Origin of the sequence: Methylobacterium guangdongense (genome assembly GCF_038442355.1) — a bacterium.
Lineage (GTDB): Bacteria > Pseudomonadota > Alphaproteobacteria > Rhizobiales > Beijerinckiaceae > Methylobacterium > Methylobacterium guangdongense.
In genome coordinates this window covers 298,125-319,587 of the sequence record NZ_JBBXMX010000005.1, presented here as the reverse complement: position 1 = coordinate 319,587, position 21,463 = coordinate 298,125, and the positions used below count along the sequence as shown (strand labels likewise).

The window sequence follows — 21,463 nt, the reverse complement described above, 5'->3', positions numbered from 1 at the left end:
CGGGGCAGATCCTGCTGGGGGATCGAGCCTACGACAGCGACGCGCTTCGCACCCGGATGGCGGAGCAGGGGGCGTGGGCGAACGTGAAGCCGATGCCCAACCGCAAGCAGGTACTGGCCTTCAGCCCGTTCCTGTACAAGTACCGCAATCTGGTCGAGCGCTTCTTCAGCAAGATCAAGCACTTCCGCGCCGTCGCCACCCGCTACGACAAGGATCCCGACAACTTCCTGGCCAGCGTTAAGCTCGCAGCCCTGCGTGTCTGGTTGCGAGCTTTATGAGTCCACGACCTAAAGTCGTACCTTAGAGCTGTTCCCGCGGGCGTTGCGACGGAGCAGCGTTTGCCGCGTTGACGGATGAAGGAGCCGGCGATGCCATCACCTTTGTCTGTCGATCTGCGCGAGCGGGTCGTCGCGGCCGTGACCGAGGGCGCCTCCTTCGGTCGGGCGGCGGCCCGGTTCGGTGTGAGCGTATCGAGCGCCAGCCGCTGGTCGGCCCGGTTCGCGCAGGAAGGCCACGTCGCGCCCGACCCGACGCACAGGGATGATCGCCTCCCAGCCATCGAGGCGCAGGCCGATCTGATCCTGTCCGCCTACGAGGCCCGGCCCGAGATCTTCCTGCGCGAGTTGCGCGACGTCCTGGCCGTGCGGGGCGTGCAGACCAGCACGAGCGGGCTTTCGCGGTTCTTCGCCCGCCACGGCATCACCCGTAAAAAGGGGCTCTGTACGCGGCTGAGCAGGAGCGCGCGGATGTGACAGCTGAGCGCCAAGCCTGGTTCGACGCCATGCCTGACCTCGACCCCGACACGCTGGTGTTCCTCGACGAGACTGCGGCCGCCACCAACATGGCCCGCCGCTACGGACGCGCCCCGCGTGGGTCCCGCTGCCGGCTGCTCGTGCCGCAGGGCCACTACAAGACCACGACTATCACCGCCGCCCTGCGCACCACCGGCCTGTGCGCGCTCAGCCTCATGGATGGCGCCACGAACGGCGCCCGCTTCCGCAGCTACGTCGCCGACAGCCTCGTCCCGGTGCTGCAAGCCGGCGACACCGTGATCCTCGACAACCTGCAGGCCCACAAGGTCGCCGGCGTGCGTGAGGCGATCGAGGCGGCGGGCGCGCGGATTCTCTACTTTCCGCCCTACAGCCCCGAGTTCAATCCGATCGAGCAGATCTTTTCCAAGCTGAAGCACCTGCTCCGAACTGCAGCCGCCCGCACCATCCCCGACCTCTGGGCCGCCATCCGCGATGCCTTCACCGGCTTCACCCCAGACTAATGCCGCAACTGCCTCACAGCTGCCGGTTACGAAGATGACTTGGCCGTCGCTACGTAGGCGGGAACAGCTCTAGGAAGGGCCATTTTTTATGGTGTAGGCCGACGGCATGATGGTTTGAGCTGATTTCGACCACTGTCGTCAGATGCCTGGGTTCTGGCGAACCGTACAGCGCTGAGCCAAAGCTTTCGGCCAAATCGATACAAGGCAGGAATTGCCGACACCGGCAAGAATTGCCGACAGACAGGTGGGTGTATCGAATGCCCGCGGTGCTAACTCGCTGGCGCAAAATGAGATTTGTTTGGACCCGGATTTGCGAGAGCCTCGATCGCTTATGCGTCGAGGTTGATCATGGATCTGTTCTCTGCCCTTCAAACTTCGGTATCTGGGCTGCAAGCACAGTCCTATGCCATCAGCAACATCTCCGGTAACATCGCAAACTCGCAGACGACCGGTTTCAAGCGCGTCGATACGAGCTTCGTTGACCTGATGTCTGACGCTCCTCCAAAGCGGGAGGTTGCGGGATCGGTCCTGGCACAGGCGCAACTCACCAATACCCTAGCGGGTAACGTCATCTCGACAAGCGTGCCGACCAACATGGCCATCAGCGGCTCCGGTTTCTTCACTGTGGTACAGAAGACCGGCGATGCCAACGGCGCGACGACCTTCAGTGGCGCGAATCTCTATACGCGCCGTGGCGATTTCTCTCAGGACAAAGATGGGTACCTAGTCAACGGTGCGGGCGGGTATCTCACCGGCACCAATTTAGACCCGATCACAGGGCAGACGACTAACACTGGTTTGATCAAGGTGGGAAACGCGTCGCTGCCGGCCAATGCTAGCACGAGTATCTCCTATGCCGCCAACTTACCGGCGACGCCAACTACCACAGCATCGGCCACGTCGAAGAAGGACGTTTACAACCAGAACTCGGCCGCGGTCGTGATCGACGGCGCCAACCAGACAGGTGTCAAGGTCGACTCGACAGTCGCGGGCGCCGCATCGACGTTCGTCGATAACAGCATCGCGGGTCCATCGATTACAGCTTATACGACAACTGGCGCACCGCTGACATTGAGCACCCGTTGGGCGAAAGTTCAGGATGCCGGGACGAACCCGAAACAGGATGCGCAGTGGAACCTGTACTACGCATCAGATCCCACTGCTGCACCCAGCGCCACGGACTGGAATAACGTCGGCACATCCTTCGTTTTCGACTCGACCGGAAAGATGACCGCGCCGACGGACAATCCGATCAAGCTCGGGGATGTGAAGATCGGTGACTACACCTTCCCGGGTATGACGATGAGTGTCGGGTCCAGTGGCCTGACGCAGTACGCCGACGCGTCTGGGGCGGTGACGACCAACACGCTTAGCATCAATGGCAACAGCGCCGGCACGCTGACGAGTGTGTCCGTCGGAACGGACGGAAAGATCAACGGCACGTTCTCGAACGGCACCGTGAAACCATTGGCGACCGTCGGCATCGCGCAATTCGCCAATCCGGACGGATTGAAGGCCGATACGAACGGAAACTATCAGCAGAGTGCCGACTCCGGCCCGCCCTTAGTCGGCCTGAACGGTAGCACTCTCGCCGGATCGAGTATCGAGCAGTCGAATACGGATATAGCCACAGAATTTTCGAAGATGATTGTGACGCAACAAGCCTACTCGGCGAACACACGTGTCATGTCGACGGCCCAGACGATGATGTCTGATCTTCTCAACGTGATCCGCTAGTCCGAAAGACGGTTTGTAAACGGGAGGTCGCTCCATGTCGCTCAACGCGCTCACGAACGCGACGGCCGGCCTCGCCGCGACGCAGGCAGCCATCGGTATCGTCTCGCAGAACGTCGCCAACGCCGGTGTGGCAGGTTACGTCAAGCGGACGATCTCCTCAGTCGCCACGGGAACGAACAACCTAGGTGTCTTGTCGGGTGCCGTCACGCGCAACTTCGATGCCGCAGCGCTTAAGCAACTGCGGCTCGAAACCTCGGGGGCGGCTTATACGGCGACGAAGGCCGATGTCGTCGGGCAGTTGGACAAGCTGTATGGTACACCTGGGAGTTCGACCGCGCTCGACGGGACGCTAAACACGTTCACGGAGGCCCTACAGGAGCTGTCTGCCAATCCGACGTCGGCGGCGGCGCGAACCACGGTTCTCGGCAACGCCTCGGCTCTGGCCGGCCAGATCAATAGCGCAGCCTCGACGGTGCAGCAGTTGCGGACCGGCGTCGAGGCTCAGCTCGGCGCCGATACCAAAACCGCCTCCGGCCTGCTCGCTAGCATCGGGACGCTCAACGCGAAGATCCAGAACACCTCTGATAGCGCGTCCCTAGCCGGCCTCCAAGACCAGCGCGACCAAGCCGTCAATAGCCTCTCGAACTACATGGATGTCCAGACCGTTGCGCAGAGCGATGGGACGGTCTCGATATTGACCCAGTCCGGCGTCACTTTGGTGGATCGCAGCAACGCCGCCTCCCTGAGTTTCGATGGGCAAGGCTCGTTGGGTGTGAACTCGATATACACGTCCGACCCTAAGACCAGAACCGTGGGCACGATCACGGCCACGCTTGCGGGAGGTGGCAAGATCGACCTGGGCGCGCCGGGCGCAATCCGCTCCGGAAGCCTAGCTGCGGGATTTGAGTTGCGGGATCAGATCCTGCCTCAAGCCCAGCGTCAGCTCGACGACCTCGCCGGTGGTCTCGCCAGTGCTCTGACCGATAAGACGATGACCGGAACGGTGACTGGCGGATCGGCTGCGATAGACCTGTCGGGAATCCAGGCTGGCAACACCCTGACGATCTCCGTCAAATCGGGAGCTACTACCCAGAACGTGATCCTGATCGCATCTGCAAACGCATCCACCTCCGTACCCGCGAGCCAGACGAACGACGCCACCGCGCTGGTCCAGACGTTCCAGATTCCCATTGATCCGACCAAATATGCCGATGCAGTTGCGGCGGCGTTGAGCGCCATCGCGCCGAACCTGACCGCCACGGGCTCGAGTTCGAACATCACGATCGGACCGAAGATGGGCAGTACCGACGCGGTGGTGTCCGCCACGGCTGGGATCACGGTACCGAGTTCGCCGGACCCTAAAACGGCGTGGCCGCAGATTGCACTCTTCACCGATGGTTCGAAGAATGCGCTGTTCACCGGGTCCTTCGACGGCGGGTCTCAGCTAACGGGCTTTGCCCAACGCATACAGGTCAATACGGCACTATCCGGGAATACCGCGAGCTTGACCGCCGCGGGTGCGAACGACAATACCGCGTCCGGTGCGCGCGCGCAGGCGATCTTCACAGCGCTGACGTCGACGCAACAAACGTTCTCGTCGTCTAGCGGTATCGGCGGCATCGCCGCGCCATTCAGCGCGACCGTCGCCGGCTTTGCGCAAAACGTAATCGCCTCCCAGGGCGCGGCCTCGGCGAACGCTGCGACGCTCAACGACACGCAGCAGACCGCGCTGTCCACCGCACAAGCGCGGTTCTCGTCGGGAGCCGGGGTTAACATCGATGAGGAGATGTCGAACTTGATTGCGCTCCAGAACGCCTACGGTGCCAACGCGCGGGTGCTGACGGCGGCCCGCGACATGCTCAATCAGTTGCTGCAGATCTGACCATGACAACAATTTCGCCCTACGCGGCCGGCTCCTATACGGCGACGCGGAACACGTCTCAGTTGCTGGCGCTGAAGAATCAGCTCAACGGACTCACAGGCCAACTCTCGACGGGTCAGGTCGCGCAGACCTACGGTGGGCTCGGTACCGGTCGATCGACGGCGCTCGGCGCGCAGGCGACGTTGAGCGCACTGACGGGCTACGCGGCCGGCATCACTGCCGCCAAGACCCGAACCGATCTCGCCGTGACGAGCCTCACACAGGTCGCATCACTGGGCACCAGCACCAGGACAGTCCTAGACAACGGCTTGCAGAGTACGCCGATCAACACGACCGCGAGCACGTCCACGGCCGTCGCAAACCTTTCCGCCGCGCTCGACGCCCTGACCCAATCGGCCGCGGGCAACTATCTGTTTGGTGGGAAAAATGTCGCCACTCAGCCGGTCTTGGGCTCGGACGCTATTCTGAACGGCACAACGGACGGCACGGGGCAAGCCCTGGCCGGTCTAAAGACCCTAATCGGCGAACAAGTTCAGGCCGACGTCGGTAGCAAAGGGCTCGGGCGTCTGACCCAGACGTCGCCCGGTCAGACGACCCCCGCCGCAGCCAAGCTCGGCACGAATCAGATTTCGCTGACAGACGACACCTACGCAGGGTCGACTGCTCAGTTCGGCTATGCCCTGACGGGCGCCGCTACGGGAACGGGCTCGTTCCTGACACCGGCCTACGTATCGGCCACCGCGAACACACCATCGTCTACGACCCTGTCGTTGACGTCTCAGCCGAATGTTGGCGACAGCGTGACGCTCAATCTCCGGCTTCCCGATGGAACGTCGACGACCTTGACGTTGACGGCGGCGACTAGCGCGGATGCCGCGTCGACGACGAGCTTCACGATAGGTTCGGATCTTCCGACGACGACGAACAACCTCTCCCAGGCCCTGACGCGCGCGCTGACCACTTCTGCCGGCAGCACACTAACCGCGAACGCGACCGCTCGGGCATCTCAAAACTTCTTCGCCGCCTCCGCCTCTGCGGGCACGACGCCGAACCGTATCACCACAGATCCGACGACTGGTCGTCCGACGGGTTATGTCACCGGCGCGGCGAGCAAAACCATAGTCTGGTATCAGGGCGAGAGCGACCCGAGCGGCACCAGTGACCCACGCGCCACGCAATCCGTTCAAGTCAGCGCGACGAGCACGATCAAGGTCGGCGCGCGTGCGAACGAACTCCCGATCCAGAATGTTCTCGCCGGTCTCGCCACCGCGGCATTCGGCATGTCTTCGACGTCGAACGTCAACGCAGGGACGACGTATCAAGCGGTTGCGAGCAAGTCTAACAGCCTGCTCGCGTCCGCTGATACGTCTCCGAGCGTCCAAGACATCGTGACCACACTCAGCCTTGCATCCGCGGGGCTGGCAAATGCCGCAACGACCAACACTGCCACACAGAATACGATACAGAATACGTTGGACGGTATAGAGCAAGCGCCCACGGAAGAGGTCGCTGCAAAACTTCTCGAATTGCAGACGCGCCTCCAGGCGAGCTATCAAATTACTTCGTCCCTGTCGAAGCTGTCCCTTGTGAATTATATCTCGTAATGGCTATTCTCGTTTTGAGCATAGACATCGGCCCAGGAGACCATCGCCCGGTACGCTCTATTTATTCCGAGTTCGTCAAAGAGGCGCGCCGAGGACGTCGTCCAGATCAGATCAGCCTAAACGGATCGCTGATCGTGCTTCAGACACCGGAAACCTCACACGCGGTGGCCAGCCGAATCGTCGGTTCCGTTCGGCTGGATCCGAAATTCGATCGCTTGTCTGTGATCGATCTCGCTACCAAGACGGTGTTGCTTTGGGGCCTCTCGGATGATGCGGCATCCGACAAATTCCCGCTCCTGATCCGGCGTTTCATCCCTTGATTCCGAATTTTATGGGACTTCTAGGGGCGAGCGACAGTTTGAGGCGTGGTCCGCATCTCGCTGTATGACTACAAGTTCATCAGATCTGAGACCACCAAGGCGTCGGCGATTGGATAACAAATAGCCCTGCCCAAACATAACACCATCTTAGGAAAATTTTAATATATCGCGCGGGCGCTGAAGCGTAAATTAATTTTATTCAGACTACGATTCGTTGTGACGGCCTACTAGGGGCGCTTGTCGAAGCCTCGAGACTCGCCAATAGGGTCGATCGATGAAAGCGGGCCGGAAAGAGATGTTATGATGAATAAGGAAACGCTCAGCCGCGATCAGCAAAATGCGGAGCCTATCAAGTATGAACTCATGGTCGGCTTAATCGCATCAATGCTCGTCGGGGCCCTCGTTTCGATCAAAACGTCGCTATTTGGCGTGTTGAACCGGAACGTTGCTGCGATCGGCCACTCGGCCGGCTCATCTGCAGCCTCCGATGCGCCGACGATCGCGAACGCGTCGACGGCGGATGGGCAGCTGGGTGGCCCAGCTTGATTATGCGAGCAAAGGCTTGTGCGTAAGGGAGATCGTCTATTCGAGCTGCGATTTGGGCCATTGCGGCATGCCCAACACGACGTAATATCGCCTCGCCGTTAGCTTAACCATCACTTACCAGCCGACTGGCAGGGGCACCGTCGCAAATTACGCTTTCGTGGACACGACGGGATCGACGACGAAGGCTTACTATTTTCCAGCTTGAACTAGAACGGCGCGATTAGCGATGCCCTGACGGTCGATAGTGTCATCGCGGGAGCGAATTATGACAATGCATTGAATTTTAAAGGCGGATGGATCCATTACTGTAAGTCGCGACGACGCCGTCAACAGCAGGGATAAGACCTTACCCGCACCGACGACCCAACGATCGGATTACGACAACCTGTATGCAGCTGCAGCGTTCGCACGAATGCTGCGGTGATTAATTAAGCCACGTCGGAGGCTGGCGCGCGCTGCTGAAGCACGTCCGCTTCATGCGCGATCAGGATGCGGGTAGCTTTGATCGCCTTGTATGTATCACCGCTTGCCAACAATTTGTTGATGGCGATCAAATGCTTTGCCGATCCCGGAAGCGTATCCATGATGTCGCTTGCCTGGGTGCAAAACAGGATCCTCGCGGCGGCAGTATCCTCAGTGAGGTGAATGACCTGAAGCGTGAAGCAGAGTCGCTTGCAGGGCGTATCCGCCTCTTCTTCGAAAATGCTCTCACTTTCCCGAAGGAAGCGGCACTGCGTCTCAATGATGAAGCTCGAACGGCGATCGCCGTTACGGATCGCCGCCCCATTGATGATCAAGCGCTCGAATGGTTTGAGATCGATCCGCAGCGGCATGTCAGGCCCTCTTTTTGAGTTACCTTGTCCTATCAATGAAATCTTAACGGAAGCTTTAAAGCAAGGCGTCGTTCACCATACGGACACTAGAGAAAATTTAACGGCATATTTTTAACATTTTGCAACAAGTCCAATGCCTAGATGGCCTCGCCGCAAAACAGTGCGAGCTGATGATCTAAAATAAGGATCACCCCGATGTCGACGATCAATCTTTCCGCAAACGTCCGCCAGGGCCTGCTGTCGCTGCAGGACACGTCGTCGCTTCAGGCGACCACGACGCAGCACCTCTCAACGGGCAAGAAGGTTTCGAGCGCGCTCGACAACCCGGTCAACTTTTTCACCGCCGCTGGCCTCGACAGCCGCTCGTCGCAGCTTTCGAGCCTCCTGGACGGCATGTCTAATGGCATTCAGGTCATCCAAGCGGCGAACAAGGGGCTCACCTCCATCACCAGCGTCCTGCAGCAGTTGCAGTCGACCGTGAAATCGGCGCGCCAGGACTCATCATCGGCGATCGCCGGAGCTGCCCTGACCATCCCCGCGGCCACCACACCCGTCACTAGCGGTCAGCTAACGTTCAAGCTTGGCAATGGCACTGGTGTCGGTGTCAATGTTGCCGCTGCGAGCGCGAAGGCGACCACTGGCGCGAACGATTTGACCACGACGGCGCTAGCCACCGGCAAGGGTGGAACGTTTCAGATCCAGAGCGGCAGCCTGAGCGGCGGCAGCGTCTCGGTTACCGTGGCGGATGGCGATAAAACCGCCGATATTGTGAAAAAAATCAACACCGCACTCGCCACCGATGCGAACGGCGCACAAGTCCAGGCATCAGTTGGTACTGGCGGCAAGGTCGTGCTGACCGATTTCAACGGAAACAACATCACTTATCAAGACGCGAGCAACAACACCGCCGGTACGTCGACGGCGATCTTCGGCGCTGCGACCGCGAACGTTACGACTCCTACGGCCCTGACGACGGATCTGCTGGTCAAGTCGATCAATAGCAACGCGCAGCTGTCGGGTCAGGTCAAGGCATCGAAGGACTCGAATGGCAATCTTCAGGTCCAGAACCTGACAGGTCAGGCCATGGAAATCGACGGCATCGGCACCGACGGTAAGATCAGCGGCGCGATTGCTGACAATACGATCAAGGCCAGTGCCGGCACGAACTACCTTAGCGCAACCCGTCAGAATGCTGCCAATCAGTTCAATACCCTGCTCGATCAGGTGAACTCGATGGCCAAGGATGCCGGCTACAATGGCACCAACTTGCTTGGCGGCGATAAGCTGAAGCTGACGTTCAACGAGAAAACCGGCACAAATGCCAGCACCATGTCGGTGCAGACGGCGAACCCGGACGGTACCGCGTTCGGCGCTCTGAACTACACCTCTCTTGGCCTATCGCAGGCCGCGACCACCGCGGACGGCTCCGCCAACGACTTCTCGAACAACAACAGCCTCGATGCGATCTCGGATACGCTGACCAAGGCTCTCAGCTCGATCCAGACGCAATCGTCCCAGCTGGGTTCGGCCCTGGCGCTCACGCAGACACGCCAGGACTTCACCAAGCAAATCATCGATGTGTTGACGACCGGTTCGGGCAATCTGACCAACGCCGACATGAACGAGGAGGCGGCGAACTCGCAGGCGCTGTCCACCCGCCAGTCGCTCGGCATCTCGGCGCTGTCCCTGGCTAACACCGCCAACCAGGGCATCCTGCAGCTCCTCCGCTAGTTGGCGTCTAGGGGCGACGCAACGGTCGGGGGCAACCCCGGCCGTTTCTTCGTTCACGCTTCGCAAACGGTATTCGGCTTCGATCTCAAAGCGCACTCGTCACCCAAGATCGAGCCTTGAACAACTGGCATTTCGATGAACCTAAAGACCGCCGAACCCAATCGGGAGCCACAGGTCAATACCGTTTGTCGGGCAATCTATGCCTTGATCGATCGGTCCTACCAAGACGGCAGTCATCAACGATACGAAGACATGATCTTACGCCTCGCGAACATCGCAATGCATGCGACGGATGCGTTCAATCCGTTCATCCTGGCGCTCGATGAGCGGTTGGATCAATGTGATTATGCTGGAGCTCTTTTGATAGCCCGCGCGATGGTCCAGCAGGAAGATGTCCTACTAGGGGCCGCACAGGGCATATCGAAGATGTCGAGCAACAAGCTTCAGTGACGGCGGTTCAAACATGTCTCAGTGTCCAGCCGCAGTCCCCACAAGCGCGAACGTCCCGCCGCCGCGAGGGGTAATCGAGGTTGAATACGACGTGCCCGCGAACTTCCAGCCCGCGCGCGAGACGGCGAAGGTTGACTGACGTCCGGCCTAACCCATGCAGCAGCACAACTGGGGTGGTCGACGAGGGCATGCGGTTAGCGCTCCTCCAGCACGATGTACGCAATCGCCGTTAGCACGATCGCCAGACAGGTGGCGGCTGTCGCCCCGTGTCGAATTTGCCTGAACACCGACGTATGACTGCTTTGGGTATGTCCCGACAGAGGCTCGGACGGCTGGGTTGGGTCGCAAGCGGAACGTCCGCTTGCAGGCCACGGTAAAAATCCGAAACTCACCTATCATGGGCGGAATTGGCGTGACTAATTTAGGGAGGAGTTCTCAGGACTGTGGGTCGTCCCTAGCAGCATCCAGCGCCACCTTCGCCTCAAGCGCACGGCTCACGAAGGCTGCGGCTAAACTGTCATCACCGTCGTCGGCTGCCCAGGCCCAATAATCTGTAGGACTGATGCCGCGACTGCCGCTGGCGTCGAGAGCCTGCAAGTGGTCCCACCAAAGCCACCACCCATCGACAATGCCTTGTCCGGGCCCCAGAGCGGTGCTCAAACGAGCGATCTCTTCGGCGTATACACCGGCCATTGCACGCCGCTCCTTCCGCAAGCAGACACCGAGCGCAACGTTTCGGAAGAAAGTCGCTTCGGCTGAAAGTGCAAAATCAAAGCGCGGGTCGCCGATGTCGAGCCGCAGCATGCCATTACGCTGGGGCGAGAAGAGAGCTGCTTCGTCCGCAACCGGACGGATCGCGCCGAGCCCTGCCGCGCGGGCACGCGTCTGAACGGCGTCAATGAAGCGGTCGTTGATCGTCGCGGCCAGCGCCTCGCGTGCATCCATGATGGCGATGGAAGCAGCGACGGTTTCGGGGGTTGCGGTGAGGAGGTCGATGATCTGCTGCACAGCGTGAGCGTCCTTTCCCGCGAAGCGCATGTCCAAAGATTCTTCGAGGTCGAGAAGAAACGCGGCGACTTTCGCTTCGGTCGTAGCTAACCGGCACGCTGCTACCCAGTCGCGCACGTGAGTACCGAGTTTCAGCGCACGCGTCCCGGCCTGCTCGATGGCCCCGATAACCGCTGCATCCCATCCAGCCCCGAGAAGGGTGATGACGCGCGCCTGCCTTCCAAGATCACGCGGCAGTGTACGGGCGTAACGCTCCAACTGTTGGTCGCCGAAGCGGGCGGTCGGCTTGTTTTCGATGAGGAGAAGAAAGGTGGGGTGAACGACCTCGATGTCGATGCGCCCCATCAATCGTCCTAAAGCGTAGCGGGGTACCTCTCTGCGAACCTTTGCTGACCGACAATCGTCTGGTGCCGCGATCCCGCAGAGATCTAGAAAGCTACGGAGATAGCGGTCGCCTTGACCATGCGTGCCCGCCGGATCCAGCATCCAGCCGATCACACGCGAGAGATCCATCTCGTCCACCAACAGCAGGGTTGCCGAGTTGAAATTTTTGCGCGCATCGCTGGCCTGTGCTCGCTGAGAAGCGACGGCCTCGACCAAATATTGAATCGCGTATGGAGGCATCCGTACAGCCAGCCACTCGACCACTGTTCGCGCAACGGCAGACGTCGCGGCTTACCCCAGGTGCCCGACATCATTCAGGCTCACGCAGCACCCGGTAGACCTGCATGCGCGAGCAGCCAAGCGTTCTCGCGATGAGGGTTGCCCCATGCCCCTCAGCTGCCATGCGCCGAATACCGGCATGATCAAGCCGCGCTTTGCCGCCGAGGTAAACGCCCGCCGCCTGCGCCCTCGTGATGCCCTCGCGCTGCCGATCCTTGATAAACCGCCGTTCCATCTGGGCAACCATACCGAGCACAGTCAGTACGACGTGGCCCATCTCCCCACGCGTTGAGACGTGAGGGTCGAGCACAGTGACGCTGGCGCCTCTTTGTTCAGCCTCGTGGATCAGGTTGAGCACGTCACGGGTATCACGCCCGAGGCGGTCAAGTCGCGTGACGACGATTTCGTCATCGGGGCGCAAGAAAGCGAGGATAGTAGCGAGCTCACCCCGACCCTCACGCGAGGCGCCTGAGGCCTTCTCAGCACGAATGACGCCGCAGCCTTCGGCCGTGAGGCGGGCGACTTGACCCTCGAGATCCTGATCGATGGTGCTGACGCGGGCGTAACCGATGCGGGCCATGTGTCACCTCAGGCTGTAGGCCCGAGGCTACCGCGTCACAAATAGTCGCCGTCAACCCAGATGTTACGATACGCAGCGGCGCCGACGTTACGTCACGTTGGGGTATACCCTATTGTGCCGACAAAGTGCTGGGCTAGGGCCGACAGACGAACAAAATTTCAGCTCTATCCTCACCCACCAGGGTGATAAGGTTTTTGTACCATTTGGCTGTCGGATAACCGCGCACAGAGAAAATCGCTTGGTCATACAACGCGGACCATCTTCCGCCTGAAAGCACAACAACCGCATCGTCTAATTCCGCGATAATTCCCATCGGACAAGTCGTGAGTGAGAGTACATCTGACGAGGTTGCGGGGAAAATTGCTCCGGCCTTGGGTGACGACAGTCGATTATTCTCTACGAGTCGTATGCTATGAATACGAAGATTGTCGTCTTGAGCAAACCCTCCTCTGCGGGTTAGAAACAACCGCTTGAAGCTGGTTTTTTTCAAATCAGCTATGAGATCGATACCGCCAGTGAGAGAGGAAGACTCAATCACTTCCTCTAATTCAGAAATAATATAGTCCGCCCGCTCTTCATCGACGGAAGAGGAATCATCATTGCTCGACGATTCAGTTTTTCTCGTTGAATACAATTCTAGATCCGTACCGGTCTTTACGTTTGCCACGGTATCTGACAGAAACTCTGTTGCCCGCGACTGCGATGCGAATCGCCTGAATGTCGCTTTCCATGCAGCGTCTGCGCTATTCGCCCCTGCGGCATAGAAGCCTCCATCCCTACCGCAAGCGGCACTGACAACTCCATGCTGGGCGCGAAACTGAAGGCATCGACTGTCGTGGACCGTCGCCCCACCTAGTCGGCCGTTTCCTTTGTATCCTGGCTTTAGATGGGCAAGATCCGAACGTCCAAAAGCACTAAATTGTAGAATCTGTTTTTCTGTAGAAATGTATGTTCGGCCGTAGTAACATCTCATGTCTAAGATTGATTTGGATTGTATTCTTGTGTCGAATAATATCGAGTAGCGCTCGACATCGCGAGCCATGACGTCGAGAGTATCGGATTGTACAAATCTTTGGATGGACTGATTTTGCTGACCGACCGAAGCATTCCCAAAGTTCGGCTGATCTAGGAGATCATTACGAGCGAAAACGGTACGTGCAGCTTGGAATTCATCTCCAGTTACCGCGCATAGATAAGCTTCGATATCGAAAGCTGCGACTTCGCCACTGGCGTGGACGAGCCAGAGGTAGTCGAAGTATAGAAAAGCCTCGACAAAATTCCCTTCTATGCGGAGTCGTTTAACGATCACAGCTTGGCACTCCTTATGCGCTTAGCTGTGATTTTTGTGATCACGTTGTTTTTCTCCCATATATCTAGCACATCTTCCGGAACCACGTAGTCTAACGATGTAGTTGACACGGGATAGCCATGCCAAGGATCATGAGCGTTGTGTTTGCTCGGGCAGAAAGAGATCCTTTGCCCCTTCGTCCCAAGTTTTCGCCTTCCGTCGTCTAGAATACCCCACTTATGGCCCTCTGAGCAACTCCAGTTTTCAATATCGGCGAGATTAAACAATTCATATTCTTCGTTCACTACGAACGTAGGGTCCCATAGATCCTTGTTCGGATTGCGTGTCGCGCGATGATAATACATCGCGATGTAATAATTACTATTTGAATTAGGGCCGTATACTAGTCCGTGTGTTGTTGCGGTCGGCAAAGCGAGAAACTTCAAAACAAGCGTAGCGGAGAGAACACAACCTTAGCCCATATGTCAGCGCGGTGCCAGCCGCCATGTCCAGATGCTGACCGCAGTCGATCTACTTGCTCGACATCTGCGGCCCTCGTTGTCCTCTGGCAGCCTTGTATGCACCGGATTAACCACGTGAAGACGGTGCAGCCCCAACTCTGGCAATAGGTCGAGCTATAGCCGTTAGGTCTATTCCGTCAGAGCCGGATCTTGCCTACCGTCGCCCCGAGTGGAAGCGGTGACGCCAGCCCTCATTGAGCCTGCGCTCCTCCGCGCTCTCCTCTGGGACAGCGTCCAGCCGCAGCAGGATCATCCCAAAGCCGTTCTGCTGAAGGTACACCTGCTCGTAGAGGTCCGGCGCGCGGAGGTCGCGCTTCATATCTATCCACAGATCGGGACTGCAGGCGGCGGTGTCACTCGCTGTGCTCGGCCGATGTTGACTGCTGTGAGTGAGCGAGCCTGTCGGAACCGGGCTGCCGACCCCGCAGACGACATCCGGAAAGGAGAGGCTGCGGTAGCACCGCTGTATCCGGCCGTTGCCTGCCACGACGACGGCGATCCGCTCGGCATGGTATTGCACGTAGGCCCGAGCCGCCGCCTCCTTGCCGACCGCGAAGTCGCGCGCGAGCACAAGAACGTGCTGCAGATTGGGCTCCCGAAAGGCCGCCATAGCTCCCCGCAGCAGATACGGAGGCATCAGCATGGGAGCGGCGAAGCGGTTAACCTCGACTTCCCTGCGCTGCCGCTGATCGCCCGCCTTCGCTGTGACGCGCAGCAGGTCAGAGCCCTTGCAGAGGAACCGGCCGGGCTGATCCGGGACGTGGTGCGCCATCAGGAAGTGGCCGAGTTTATGCGCGATGGTGAAGCGGCGACGCGGTTCGCCCCTGCGTTTGGCGAGTATTGCCTTCAGACCGCTTCGCGTCGATAACGAGGCCGCCCTCAAACTCATCGGTGTCTAGGTCCTCGATCCGGAGGGTGCCGAGCCGCGCGCACAGCTCGTGGATCGGCACGGGCCCCGAAAGGTTCGGCTCGGCCTGTAGGATGCGTCTGACGAGCGCCTCGGCGAACTTGCGCCCACGAGATCCATCCTGCTGACCGTCATTTGCCCGGCTGCTTCGCGTCCCTGAGCTGATCCGTCAGGCCGCCACACACCCTCGATCCAGGGACCGGCCTGCGGAGAGTTTGTGAAACAGCAACGAGCCTTGGGTTCAGCATCGCGGTTAGCTAGAGTTTGGGCGGCTTCACTATCGACAACGTCTCTTCACGAGCTGCCCCGTCGTGGCGGGCACATGCCTAACGCTTCTTACCCAATTCGGCGGCGATGTCCTTCGCCATTCGACCAACCTTCCGATGCGCCGCCGTCAGTTGGTCCTGCGTGACGCCCCAGCGCTTCATCTAGGACTCGACCGCTTTGCGTTCTGAAGATCGAGCCGGTCCTTATCGATGAAGCCACGCTTGTCCTTAAGGCCGGCGATGAGTGATCCTATGGGTCTGGTGACAGATGATATGGGAAAAATCGCAGCCTTATGGAGCAAATGCATCGAGGCGATGGCGGATACCATCGTTTGTGATGGCGCATGCTGCGCGGGTGGGGGCATCATCTCACACCGCTTGTCGCTACAATGTTCACTAAATGTTCTGGTGACAAAAGCCCGTGATGGGCGGTCGCTCGCTACTCTCAAGATGCAGGGACGCTCCTATGATTGCCCATGCCTCACCGTCTATACCGTTCGCTCACGAAGCGGAGTCGGGCCGCGGATCAATGTCCTCAGATCATATGCCTAAAGTAAAGCACGGGCTCGGCTTCGCGCGCTTTGTCCTTGTTGTATCAAGTTTGAGCCCGCTGTTTTTACTTTGGGCAATCCGTGGGACGGCCAGCTTAAGTGATGCATACTGGGTGCCGGTCTGCGTCGTTTTATTCTTGCTGCCTAATTTCTTTCTGTGGCTTCTTGTTCGTCGCGCTCGCCAGTCGGATAATAGGCAGACCTTCAAAATACGCTCTGCTCGCGACCAGCGCGAGCATCTATTAGTGTATCTGTTTGCAATGCTAATACCGCTTTATGATGCGAACATGGGAAGCCCGCGCGATCTCTGTGCCGTAGCAGCGGCCTTCCTCTTCGTTGCATTTCTATTTTGGCATCTAAAATTGCATTACATGAATATATTGTTTGCGATCAGGGGCTACCACATTTTCACGTGTGATGTGCAGACCGGTTCGGCTGCGGGCGAAGGTGACTCGCCAATCTACACAACCTATGCTGTTATCTCGCAACGTCAGCGCCTCGAAGAGGGCATGACGGTTTCCGGGCTAAGACTCGGCGGCAATGTGGTGTTGGACTCTGGCAAAAATGATCGAGGAAGAGTTTGATAGTTCATCGATTTCTTCCATTCAGCTCGGAGTGAGCCTATTCGACGGGAGCAAATATCTCGTCCCCATAGACAAATCAGTCGATAAAACATTTAAGGACATGCTGGCTAGAACCAGCGCAGATATAACCGTTCGATCAGGAGAGTGGGAAGAATATTCCCTTTCTCAGGATTACGGCAAAGTCGAGCGAGTTTTTGCCCCGAGATCTGATGGAATATTCAACGACATTTCTGATCTGTACGAAATCGAAGCCTATGACCATATGGCAAATCTCGTAACCAATTCTGGTCAGGTCGATTTTTATTTTGTCATATATCACGATAAAAAGGGACGAAAGATCGTCGGCGTTCGCAAGGCTGCTCAGCTGAAGAGCATGCTTGGCGCACGCAACAGGCTGGTTCAGCTAATCGACGATACTATGGTTCTCGTTGAGCATCCGGTTTTTCGACTGGATATAGATTTCGATGGGCTTGTTTGCTCGAACAACATATACTTCTCAAATTTTTTAAACATGGAATATATTGCCAAGATTACAAATAAAGTTGCTCAGGCGGCTGCGCAGCGAATTCCTGTTCTTGCGGCAAAGATTGACTTTATAGATTTCAAGATCTTTGAGGCGGATCTTGATAAGCACCCCCGAACTGCTCGCCTGCTAGTTGCCATCAGCAAGCGCGCAAACCTCGATAAATACAATCAAGATGAAATTATGCTACAAGCCGCAGCGCAGGGCGTTAAGTTCACGAACATCGGAGCATCCTGCTTGAAGTGCAGGACGACCGATAAGCACAAACTCCTTGAAGTTCTCGATGATAGACGGTGGATATCCCGCAACACTACTGACGAAGCGGTTCCTTACCGAGCTAGCAGCAGACAGAGAGCCAAGCCTTAATCAATTCGCAAATTTGTTGCCCCCACGGCCGTCAAAACTTGTATCATGAAGACGGCCGTGAATTTGCCGCGCGCCAATTTATTGCGGATGTTAGGCTCAGTTTCCTTTACGCCGACTGCGGCGAGCTTGTCCACGAGCTGCGCGTAGGTCACGCTCTTCCGCTTCAGCTCAGCCTTCAGGATCGCCTTCACCTTGGCGTCCCACGCCTCGTCCGGCGCGTGGATCGTGTCATCAGCCGTCATGCATCCCTCGCAATGGCCCTTGTCATCATACGCGGTGCTTCTGCCCTGGCTACGGTGCAGTTATGGCATCATAAGCGGTGCATAAGCACCGGACGCGATGGCATGTCCTCCCACTTCCTCCTCTCGGCTCAGGCCCGCACCCTCTCGCTGAAGGCGATCTACAAGGGCGGCGAGGACAAGGCTTACATGACTTTCCGGCGCCTTCGTTGACCCGAGACGGACGGTGTGCCCGTTTGCCCGAAGTGCGGCTGCCTGAACCACTACAACATCGCCACGCGCCGCCGCTTCAAGTGCGCCGGTTGCAGGTCGCAGTTCAGCGTCACCAATGGGACCATCTTCGCCTCGCGCAAGCTGAGCTTCAAGGACCTGTGCGCCGGTATCGCGATCTTCGTGAACGCGGTGAAGGGCCTGTCTGCGCTTCAACTCGGCCGCGAACTGGACGTGTCCTACAAAACGGCGTTCGTCCTGGCGCACAAGCTGCGCGAGGCGCTGTCGGCTGAGCACAAGGGCGCCACGCTGGCTAGCCAAGTCGAGACCGACGGCGCCTACTTCGGCGGCACCATGCGCTCTGAGAACCGCGAGGAAGACCGCAGCGACCAGCGCCGCAAGGAGCACCAGTGCACCGAGCGCCGCGTCGTCATCGTCATCGTCATGCGCGAGCGCCTTGGCCGCACCCTCACGTTCGCTGCCAAGCGCGAGGCCGAGGGCGTGAAGCTGGCCGAGACGCATGTCGCTAAGGGCACGAAGGTGTACGCCGATGAGGCGCCGCATTGGGACGAACTTGAAGCTTCCTTCCCCGACCCTGGCCGTGTGAACCACTCCGAAGCCTACTCGGCTGACGGCGCCAACACGAACCAAGCCGAGAGCTACTTCGCCCGCCACCGTCGCATGGTGAACGGACAGCACCACTTTTCAACCGCCCGCTACCTTCACCAGAACGCGGCCGAAGCGGCTTGGAAGGAGGACTTCCGCCGACTAGGGCGTCTCTGCAAAGGGTTCACAGGCGGGCTGTTGGCCCCCATGTGGGCGTGATGCGACGCTTTGAACTGACTGACGCGCAGTGGGATCAGATTGCCCCATTGCTGCCTCCGCAGAAGCCGCGCACAGGCCGGCCCGCAGAGGATCACCGCCAAGTCCTCGATGGCATGCTCTGGATCCTGCGTACGGGCGCCCCTTGGGAGGACTTGCCAGCGCGCTATGGCCCTGTCGGCAGGGTGTCGAGCAGGTTCTACCGCTGGCGCAAAGCGGGTGTGTTCGACCGAGTGCTGAAGCGCCTGCGACCGCGCCGGACGGCAGGGGATCGGGGCTATTCCAGCCCATCGGCTCGCCGCCGCCTCAGGCAACGCCGGATCGAACCGGTCAACCCAACCCGCAGGGATCAGCCACGCCAGCCCGACTTCGACAAAGCCGCATACCGCGAGCGCAACAAGGTCGAGCGGCTGATCGGCCGGCTCAAGCAGTACCGCCGTATCGCCACCCGCTACGAGAAGCGGGCCGCCAACTATCTCGCCATGGTCACGCTTGGCATGACCATGCTCTGGCTCAAATGACTTTGCAGAGACGCCCTAGACAACGGCCGGGCGGTCAACCGCGTTATCCGGCTGGCGATGGCGTCGAGCGTCAGCCGGACTTGGAAGGGCTACTAGCAGCGCCATGAGGCATAATGGCTCGGCCTGGTTTCAAAACTCAAAGTTGCGCTATCCTGCCTCTGCGACTCACTAGGCGGGGCAGAAATGTCGGCGGATGACGATAAAAGACCCGGCATATTGCGCCGCGCAGGCCAGAAGGTTGCAGATCTGGCAAGGAAAGTAGTCAAGGAAACTGCCCAACTAGACTTTTTTGCTCGCTTCAAGCCGTCCGATGCGGGTCAAGAGATTGATTTTCCGATTGACGTTGGTCACGATACTATCTGGGCTACTCAACATCAGATGGCCGCACTCTTCGGAGTTGATCAGTCTGTCGTCGCTAGGCATATCAAAAACATATTTGACAACAATGAGTTAGATGAAAGCGAGGCAACTCATGCAAAAATTGCATTAGTTCAAAGCGAGGGTAGTCGCCAAGTAACGCGCCAGATTAGCCACTACAGCCTCGACGTTATCTTCACGGTCGGCTATCGGGTGAATGGCACCAAAGCGGGCGAGTTCCGCCGTTGGGCAAACGGCGTTCTCCGTGGGTATGTTGAGGAAGGATACGCACTTAACGGCGCACGGCTCCGCTCGGACCCAGGTGCGTTGCAGCGCCTTGTCGAGGAAGTGCGCTCAATACGGACTTCTGAGAAGCACATGTGGCAGAAGGTGCGGGATACCTTCGTCGCTTGCGCTATCGATTACGACCCAAAATCCGAAGATGCGCGCAAATTCTTTTACTACAGTCAGGATGCCTTTCATTACGCCGTAACAGAAGCAACGGCAGCGCAGATAATCATGAGCCGTGCGGACGGCACAAAAACGAACATGGGCATGACGGCCCTCGGAAACAAAGAGCCAACACTGACTGATGCCCAAATTGCAAAAAATTATATGACCTCTGAGGAATTGCGATCACTGGAACTGCTTGGAGAGGCATGGCTCATCTATGCGGAAGGTATAACGCATAGAGGAATGCAAGTGTCTATGGCTCGTTTGCTGTCGAAGATCAATGAATTGATCGTCGTAAACGAATATAGCTCATTTCCAGGATACAGCGGGGTAAGCTGCAATCGGACGCAAGCCAACGAACATGCCAAACGCCAGCTTGAGATTTACCGGACAACTTCGCTACCGCATCGCAAGCGAACCGCCTAGCGCCCTTCTGCCGCTCGCCATACCTGCCCTGCCTGTGTCCGCTGCCCCTCAATCATTCAGCTCGCGCGCATCCTCCTAAGCGCAGAGCCGACGTTGTGGATCACGTCCGTGATGAGGCGCCGGTCGTTGCTGTCCTTGCCCTCCGTCTGACAGACGAGACAGGCCAGCTGCCAGGCCGTCAGGGGCTCAGGCGACTTCCGCAGTTCGGGCGTTCTCTCGGTTCGGTTCCTCGCGCTCGGCGAGCACCTTGCGCTCACCTATCAGCGTAACCTTCGGCAGTCGCGAGCCGAGGTTCACCGAGGTCGGCTTCGACCGCTAACTTGACTACGCGGCGCCGGCCTAGCCGATCTCGCGGAGCGGTACCCGGCGTTCTTCTGGGGCAAGATCGAGCCGGTGGTCGGGGATGTGATTCGCTCTCTCGATCTAACGGTTGAGGGGCGGAGCTGGGTTGCCAACCTCTATAGTCATGTCTTCGCCATCGAGCATGACCGCCGCCGCATGGACCCTCAACCCGGCTGCGCCATCAGAATGTCTCTCGACGCTATCGGCGTTGGCGATGATAGCGACCGGTGAGGTTCGCCCTCGCGCGCGCGAGGCCATCGTCCGAGATAGTCCGGTACAAGCCGCTTCGAAATGTGGGGCGCAACGTGGGCTGGCTACTTCAGCCGTTCCAATTTTGAGAGTTGCAACAGTAGCTTAGGCCACTTGAGTGGCGGAGACGGAGGGATTCGAACCCTCGATACCCATTTCTGGGTATGCTCATTTAGCAAACGAGTGCCTTCAGCCGCTCGGCCACGTCTCC

Annotated in this window: 20 protein-coding genes, 1 tRNA gene and 1 pseudogene; 14 read left to right on the top strand and 8 right to left on the bottom strand. The window is 58.6% G+C overall.

Features of this window, described 5'->3' with window-relative positions; all coding sequences use genetic code 11:
* The 7 genes from AAHG09_RS13450 to AAHG09_RS13420 form a co-directional block, all read left to right on the top strand.
* Positions 1–278 (top strand): transposase (locus tag AAHG09_RS13450; protein ID WP_342107788.1); only part of this gene is annotated, 278 nt, incomplete at its 5' end.
* A 90-nt stretch (positions 279–368) separates the two neighbouring features.
* A protein-coding gene (locus tag AAHG09_RS13445; protein ID WP_342107786.1) for an IS630 family transposase occupies positions 369–1,273 on the top strand; the annotation gives its coding sequence in 2 pieces (ribosomal slippage) (positions 369–720 and positions 720–1,273; 906 coding nt in all).
* A gap of 348 nt (positions 1,274–1,621) precedes the next feature.
* Positions 1,622–3,010 carry a flagellar hook protein FlgE gene (locus AAHG09_RS13440; RefSeq protein ID WP_342107785.1) on the top strand — a complete coding sequence of 463 codons (1,389 nt, stop codon included), beginning with the start codon at positions 1,622–1,624 and terminating at the stop codon, positions 3,008–3,010.
* Between the two features lie 34 nt (positions 3,011–3,044).
* Entirely contained in the window at positions 3,045–4,892 is a 1,848-nt protein-coding gene (flgK, locus tag AAHG09_RS13435) for a flagellar hook-associated protein FlgK (RefSeq protein ID WP_342107784.1), read from the top strand.
* Between the two features lie 62 nt (positions 4,893–4,954).
* Positions 4,955–6,496 carry a flagellin gene (locus AAHG09_RS13430; protein WP_342107783.1) on the top strand — a complete coding sequence of 514 codons (1,542 nt, stop codon included), beginning with the start codon at positions 4,955–4,957 and terminating at the stop codon, positions 6,494–6,496.
* On the top strand, positions 6,496–6,816 hold the full coding sequence (locus AAHG09_RS13425; RefSeq protein WP_342107781.1) for a hypothetical protein: 321 nt from the start codon (positions 6,496–6,498) through the stop codon (positions 6,814–6,816). Before AAHG09_RS13430 ends, AAHG09_RS13425 begins: the two co-directional genes overlap by 1 nt.
* 300 nt (positions 6,817–7,116) lie before the next feature.
* Positions 7,117–7,362: a hypothetical protein gene (locus AAHG09_RS13420; protein ID WP_342107780.1), complete on the top strand. Its 246-nt coding sequence runs from the start codon at positions 7,117–7,119 to the stop codon at positions 7,360–7,362.
* 428 nt (positions 7,363–7,790) lie between these two features.
* Here the strand turns inward: AAHG09_RS13420 and AAHG09_RS13415 are convergent, their stop codons facing one another.
* Positions 7,791–8,195, bottom strand: a complete 405-nt coding sequence (locus AAHG09_RS13415; RefSeq protein WP_342107779.1) for a flagellar biosynthesis repressor FlbT — start codon at positions 8,193–8,195, stop codon at positions 7,791–7,793.
* Positions 8,196–8,390: 195 nt separating this feature from the next.
* Between AAHG09_RS13415 and AAHG09_RS13410 the strand changes: the two genes are divergently transcribed.
* Together AAHG09_RS13410 and AAHG09_RS13405 are read left to right on the top strand one after the other, a co-directional pair.
* Positions 8,391–9,926 carry a flagellin N-terminal helical domain-containing protein gene (locus AAHG09_RS13410; RefSeq protein ID WP_342107778.1) on the top strand — a complete coding sequence of 512 codons (1,536 nt, stop codon included), beginning with the start codon at positions 8,391–8,393 and terminating at the stop codon, positions 9,924–9,926.
* Between the two features lie 252 nt (positions 9,927–10,178).
* Positions 10,179–10,376 (top strand): hypothetical protein, encoded by a 198-nt coding sequence (locus tag AAHG09_RS13405; RefSeq protein WP_342107777.1) that lies wholly within the window; start codon positions 10,179–10,181, stop codon positions 10,374–10,376.
* A gap of 435 nt (positions 10,377–10,811) precedes the next feature.
* Here the strand turns inward: AAHG09_RS13405 and AAHG09_RS13400 are convergent, their stop codons facing one another.
* The 5 genes from AAHG09_RS13400 to AAHG09_RS13380 form a co-directional block, all read right to left on the bottom strand.
* Positions 10,812–11,984 carry a PDDEXK-like family protein gene (locus AAHG09_RS13400; protein WP_342107776.1) on the bottom strand — a complete coding sequence of 391 codons (1,173 nt, stop codon included), beginning with the start codon at positions 11,982–11,984 and terminating at the stop codon, positions 10,812–10,814.
* A gap of 94 nt (positions 11,985–12,078) precedes the next feature.
* Positions 12,079–12,627 (bottom strand): recombinase family protein, encoded by a 549-nt coding sequence (locus tag AAHG09_RS13395; protein WP_342107775.1) that lies wholly within the window; start codon positions 12,625–12,627, stop codon positions 12,079–12,081.
* A gap of 133 nt (positions 12,628–12,760) precedes the next feature.
* Positions 12,761–13,936, bottom strand: a complete 1,176-nt coding sequence (locus AAHG09_RS13390; protein ID WP_342107774.1) for a hypothetical protein — start codon at positions 13,934–13,936, stop codon at positions 12,761–12,763.
* Positions 13,937–14,590: 654 nt separating this feature from the next.
* Positions 14,591–15,325, bottom strand: coding sequence for an ImmA/IrrE family metallo-endopeptidase (locus tag AAHG09_RS13385; protein WP_342107773.1), 735 nt, complete (start codon positions 15,323–15,325; stop codon positions 14,591–14,593).
* Positions 15,326–15,669: 344 nt separating this feature from the next.
* Entirely contained in the window at positions 15,670–15,771 is a 102-nt protein-coding gene (locus AAHG09_RS13380; protein WP_342107772.1) for a DUF3606 domain-containing protein, read from the bottom strand.
* Positions 15,772–16,075: 304 nt separating this feature from the next.
* Between AAHG09_RS13380 and AAHG09_RS13375 the strand changes: the two genes are divergently transcribed.
* Positions 16,076–16,744: a hypothetical protein gene (locus AAHG09_RS13375; protein ID WP_342107771.1), complete on the top strand. Its 669-nt coding sequence runs from the start codon at positions 16,076–16,078 to the stop codon at positions 16,742–16,744.
* Positions 16,725–17,633 carry a Kiwa anti-phage protein KwaB-like domain-containing protein gene (locus AAHG09_RS13370; RefSeq protein WP_342107770.1) on the top strand — a complete coding sequence of 303 codons (909 nt, stop codon included), beginning with the start codon at positions 16,725–16,727 and terminating at the stop codon, positions 17,631–17,633. Before AAHG09_RS13375 ends, AAHG09_RS13370 begins: the two co-directional genes overlap by 20 nt.
* Here AAHG09_RS13370 and AAHG09_RS13365 read toward each other — a convergent pair.
* The gene (locus AAHG09_RS13365; RefSeq protein WP_342107769.1) at positions 17,630–17,875 is read right to left on the bottom strand and encodes a DUF6471 domain-containing protein; all 246 of its coding nucleotides are present in this window, start codon (positions 17,873–17,875) and stop codon (positions 17,630–17,632) included. The genes AAHG09_RS13370 and AAHG09_RS13365 overlap by 4 nt on opposite strands.
* Before the next feature lie 102 nt (positions 17,876–17,977).
* On the opposite strand from AAHG09_RS13365, the pseudogene AAHG09_RS13360 reads away from it, so the two are divergent.
* The 3 genes and pseudogenes from AAHG09_RS13360 to rhuM all read left to right on the top strand — a co-directional run bounded on the left by AAHG09_RS13360 (position 17,978) and on the right by rhuM (position 20,661).
* Positions 17,978–18,907: pseudogene (locus AAHG09_RS13360) on the top strand (IS1595 family transposase).
* Positions 18,907–19,425 carry a transposase gene (locus AAHG09_RS13355; protein ID WP_342107768.1) on the top strand — a complete coding sequence of 173 codons (519 nt, stop codon included), beginning with the start codon at positions 18,907–18,909 and terminating at the stop codon, positions 19,423–19,425. Before AAHG09_RS13360 ends, AAHG09_RS13355 begins: the two are co-directional and overlap by 1 nt.
* A gap of 183 nt (positions 19,426–19,608) precedes the next feature.
* The gene (gene rhuM / locus AAHG09_RS13350) at positions 19,609–20,661 is read left to right on the top strand and encodes a RhuM family protein (protein ID WP_342107767.1); all 1,053 of its coding nucleotides are present in this window, start codon (positions 19,609–19,611) and stop codon (positions 20,659–20,661) included.
* A gap of 710 nt (positions 20,662–21,371) precedes the next feature.
* On the opposite strand, the gene AAHG09_RS13345 is transcribed toward rhuM, so the two are convergent.
* Positions 21,372–21,463, bottom strand: a tRNA-Ser gene (locus AAHG09_RS13345).